Consider the following 3,054-nt stretch of genomic DNA (forward strand, 5'->3'; position numbering starts at 1 on the left):
GTGATAGACCACCTGGCCGGCATCGGGCCGCTCCATGCCGGCCAGCAGACGCAACAGCGTCGACTTGCCGGAGCCGGACTCGCCGACAATGCCCAGCACCTCGCCACGGTGCAGGCGTATATCGATGGCCTCACATCCCTTGCCGGGGCCGTAGAGCCGGGAGACGCCGCGCGCTTCGAGCAGTGTGGCGCGATCAAGGTCGGGACGCTTCATGCTACCTCCTCGGTGCGTGACTGGCAGTAGTCCGTATCGGAGCAGACGAACATGCGCCCGCCCCGGTCGTCGGTGATCACCTCGTCGAGGAAGGTGTCGCGGGCCCCGCAGATGGCACAGGGGTCGTCCCACTCCTGGACCTCGAAGGGGTGGTCCTCGAAGTCCAGGCTCTCCACTCGGGTGTAGGGCGGGATGGCGTAGAGACGCTTCTCGCGGCCGGCGCCGAACAGCATCAGCGCCTCATTCATGTGCAGCTTGGGGTTGTCGAACTTGGGGATCGGCGAGGGATCGGTGACGTAGCGTCCGTCCACCTTGACCGGATAGGCGTAGGTGGTGGCGATATGGCCGTGGCGGGCAATGTCCTCATAGAGCTTGACGTGCATGACCCCGTACTCCTCCAGGGCGTGCATCAATCGGGTCTCCTCCTCGCTGGGCTCGATGAAGCGCAGTGGCTCGGGGATCGGCACCTGGAAGATCAGCAACTGCCCCTGGCGCAGCGGCTGTTCGGGGATGCGGTGGCGAGTCTGGATCACGTCCGCCTCACCGGTGGCCGTGGTGGTGGTGACACCGGCCACACGCTCGAAGAAGGCGCGGATGCTGACTGCATTGGTAGTGTCGTCGGCGCCCTGGTCGATCACCTTGAGCACGTCGTCCTGACCCAGGACGCTGGCGGTCAGCTGCATGCCACCGGTGCCCCAACCATAGGGCATCGGCATCTCGCGCCCGCCGAAGGGCACCTGATAGCCGGGGATCGCCACCGCCTTGAGGAGGCCGCGACGGATCATGCGCTTGGTCTGTTCGTCCAGGTAGGCGAAGTTGTAGCCGCTGGCGGTGGGGTCGCTCGCCGTCATGCTTGCTGCTCCTTGACCGGATCGTTGTGAGAGGCACGTGGGGTGACGTTATCGGCCTGGGTGTCGACGTCGCTGCCGGCAGCTTCGATGCGCGTGGTGTGCTCGCGGCGCAGCCGTCGCAACAGTTCCAGCTCTGACTGGAAGTCGACGTAATGCGGCAACTTCAGGTGGGAGACGAAACCCGCCGCCTCGACACTGTCGGCGTGGGCGAGCACGAACTCCGCCTGCTGGGCGGGGCCGGTGGCCGTCTCGCCCAGCTCCTCGGCGCGCAGTGCGCGATCGACCAGCGCCATGGCCATGGTCTTGCGCTCGTTGTGACCGAAGGCCAGGCCGTAGCCACGGGTGAACTGGGGCGCGGTCTCCCGCGAGCCGCCGAACTGGTTGATCATCTGGCACTCGCTGATCTCGATCTCGCCGATACACAACGGCGCATCGCACTCCTCGACAGCGATCTCGACCTCCACGGTGCCCAGGCGAATCTCGCCGGCGAAGGGGTGGTTGCGGCCATAACCTCGCTGAGTGGAGTAACCGAGTGCCAGCAGGTAGCCCTCGTCGCCGCGGGCCAGCATCTGCAAACGGGTAGCGCGGTCCACCGGGAAGTCGGGAGGATCACGGGTGATGTCGTAGGGCTCTGCGCCGTCATCCTCCTCGCGCTCGATCAGCCCCTCGGCGTCGAGCATCTCCAACACCTGGGGGCAGCCAGACAGGGTCTCTTCGGCCTCCGTCGGCGGCGCCACCTCGGCGTTGGCCAGCTGCAGGAAGTCCAGCAGGCGGTGGGTATAGTCGTAGGTCGGCCCCAGTACCTGACCACCCGGAATGTCCTTGTAGGTGGCACTGATACGACGTTCGATGCGCATCGCGGCGGTGTCCAGCGGCACTGTCTCGGCCAGGCGCGGCAGCGTGGTGCGGTAGGCGCGCAGCAGGAAGACCGCCTCGACCATGTCGCCGCTGGCCTGCTTGATGGCAAGTGCGGCGAGCTCGGGATCATAGAGTGAGGCTTCGGCCATCACCCGTGATACGGCCAGGCGCAGCTGCCCCTCGACCTGGGGCACTTCAAGCTCCGGCGTATCGCGAGGGCCACGGCGGCGATCGGCGAGCCAACGGTGGGCGTTGGCGATGGCCTGCTCGCCCCCCTTCACGGCGACATACATACGTCGACCTCCTCTGAAGCAGAACGGGTAATACGGGTGCTGCGGGGGACGGCGGCAAGTCGGGTGCCGCAGGTGAGGATGGCGTCGAGCCCGCGCGGGAAGCGGGCGCGATTGGCGGCGAGCCGAGTCATCAGCGCCTCACCACCCTGCCCCACGTCCAGGCGCCGTCGACCGGGAATGCCGGGACCACTCAGGTTCCACGGACCCGCAGCATCCAGACAGTCGAGCACTACCAACAGGGTGGTGCTGCGGTCCGGATAGGTGTCGCTGCCTTCCTGGAAGGCGGGAGCCTCACAATCAGCACTCCCTTCCAGGGTGGCGGGAATAACCAGGGCGAAGTCGGCCTCTTCGGGACGATCGGTCTGCCGCGCGCCGGTGTGGAAGGTCAGGGCCTCGCCGAGGCCGGCGGCATTGAGCTCGGAGGACACCCAGACCCGGGTGTCGAGATCGCACAGGGTCAGCAGCGTAGCCCAGCAGGCGGTGCCGATGGCGGCTCCAGGCGGCGCCAGCGGGGCACCGCTCACCTCGGCGAAGGTGCCGGGCTCGGCCATCGCCGAGAGCAGCTGGCGATAGACCCGCTGGCTGTCGTGCACCGGAGTGTCGAAGGCGTTCCAGCGCATGGTTACTCTCCCCTGACCATGGTGAAGAAATCGACCCGGGTCGCCGCGGCGCGTCGGGCCTGTTCATGGCGTTCGGCGTCAAGCGCTTGCTCCAGCGGAGCCACCAGCCCCTCCTCGATGTCGGCCTGCCATTCACGGCGCTTGGCACAGGCATCCACCAGGGCAATGAGCTCGGCATGACGAGTGTCACGCCCCTTCACCCAGCCATGGCCCAGCTCC

5 protein-coding genes are annotated in these 3,054 nt (G+C 67.1%); all 5 read right to left on the bottom strand.

Annotated elements, in window-relative coordinates; genetic code table 11:
- Window positions 1-213 (bottom strand): ATP-binding cassette domain-containing protein (locus tag Q673_RS0117900; protein WP_031217505.1); only part of this gene is annotated, 213 nt, incomplete at its 3' end.
- Window positions 210-1,064 carry an alpha-D-ribose 1-methylphosphonate 5-phosphate C-P-lyase PhnJ gene (locus tag Q673_RS20445; protein ID WP_023004489.1) on the bottom strand — a complete coding sequence of 285 codons (855 nt, stop codon included), beginning with the start codon at window positions 1,062-1,064 and terminating at the stop codon, window positions 210-212. The genes Q673_RS0117900 and Q673_RS20445, both read right to left, overlap by 4 nt.
- Window positions 1,061-2,215, bottom strand: a complete 1,155-nt coding sequence (locus Q673_RS20450; RefSeq protein ID WP_023004490.1) for a carbon-phosphorus lyase complex subunit PhnI — start codon at window positions 2,213-2,215, stop codon at window positions 1,061-1,063. Before Q673_RS20450 ends, Q673_RS20445 begins: the two co-directional genes overlap by 4 nt.
- Window positions 2,200-2,835, bottom strand: a complete 636-nt coding sequence (phnH, locus tag Q673_RS20455) for a phosphonate C-P lyase system protein PhnH (RefSeq protein ID WP_023004491.1) — start codon at window positions 2,833-2,835, stop codon at window positions 2,200-2,202. Before phnH ends, Q673_RS20450 begins: the two co-directional genes overlap by 16 nt.
- Window positions 2,836-2,837: 2 nt before the next feature.
- Window positions 2,838-3,054, bottom strand: a 217-nt coding sequence (locus Q673_RS20460) for a phosphonate C-P lyase system protein PhnG (protein WP_023004492.1), incomplete at its 5' end; no start/stop codon positions are given.

The organism is Halomonas sp. PBN3, from assembly GCF_000475415.1.
GTDB lineage: Bacteria > Pseudomonadota > Gammaproteobacteria > Pseudomonadales > Halomonadaceae > Halomonas > Halomonas shengliensis.

What these genes read in the sequence shown, in the direction of transcription:
- Q673_RS20445 (WP_023004489.1), bottom strand. Translation starts at nt 1,064, where the DNA reads ATGACGGCGAGCGACCCCACCGCCAGCGGCTACAACTTCGCCTACCTG.
- Q673_RS20450 (WP_023004490.1), bottom strand. Translation starts at nt 2,215, where the DNA reads ATGTATGTCGCCGTGAAGGGGGGCGAGCAGGCCATCGCCAACGCCCAC.
- phnH (WP_023004491.1), bottom strand. Translation starts at nt 2,835, where the DNA reads ATGCGCTGGAACGCCTTCGACACTCCGGTGCACGACAGCCAGCGGGTC.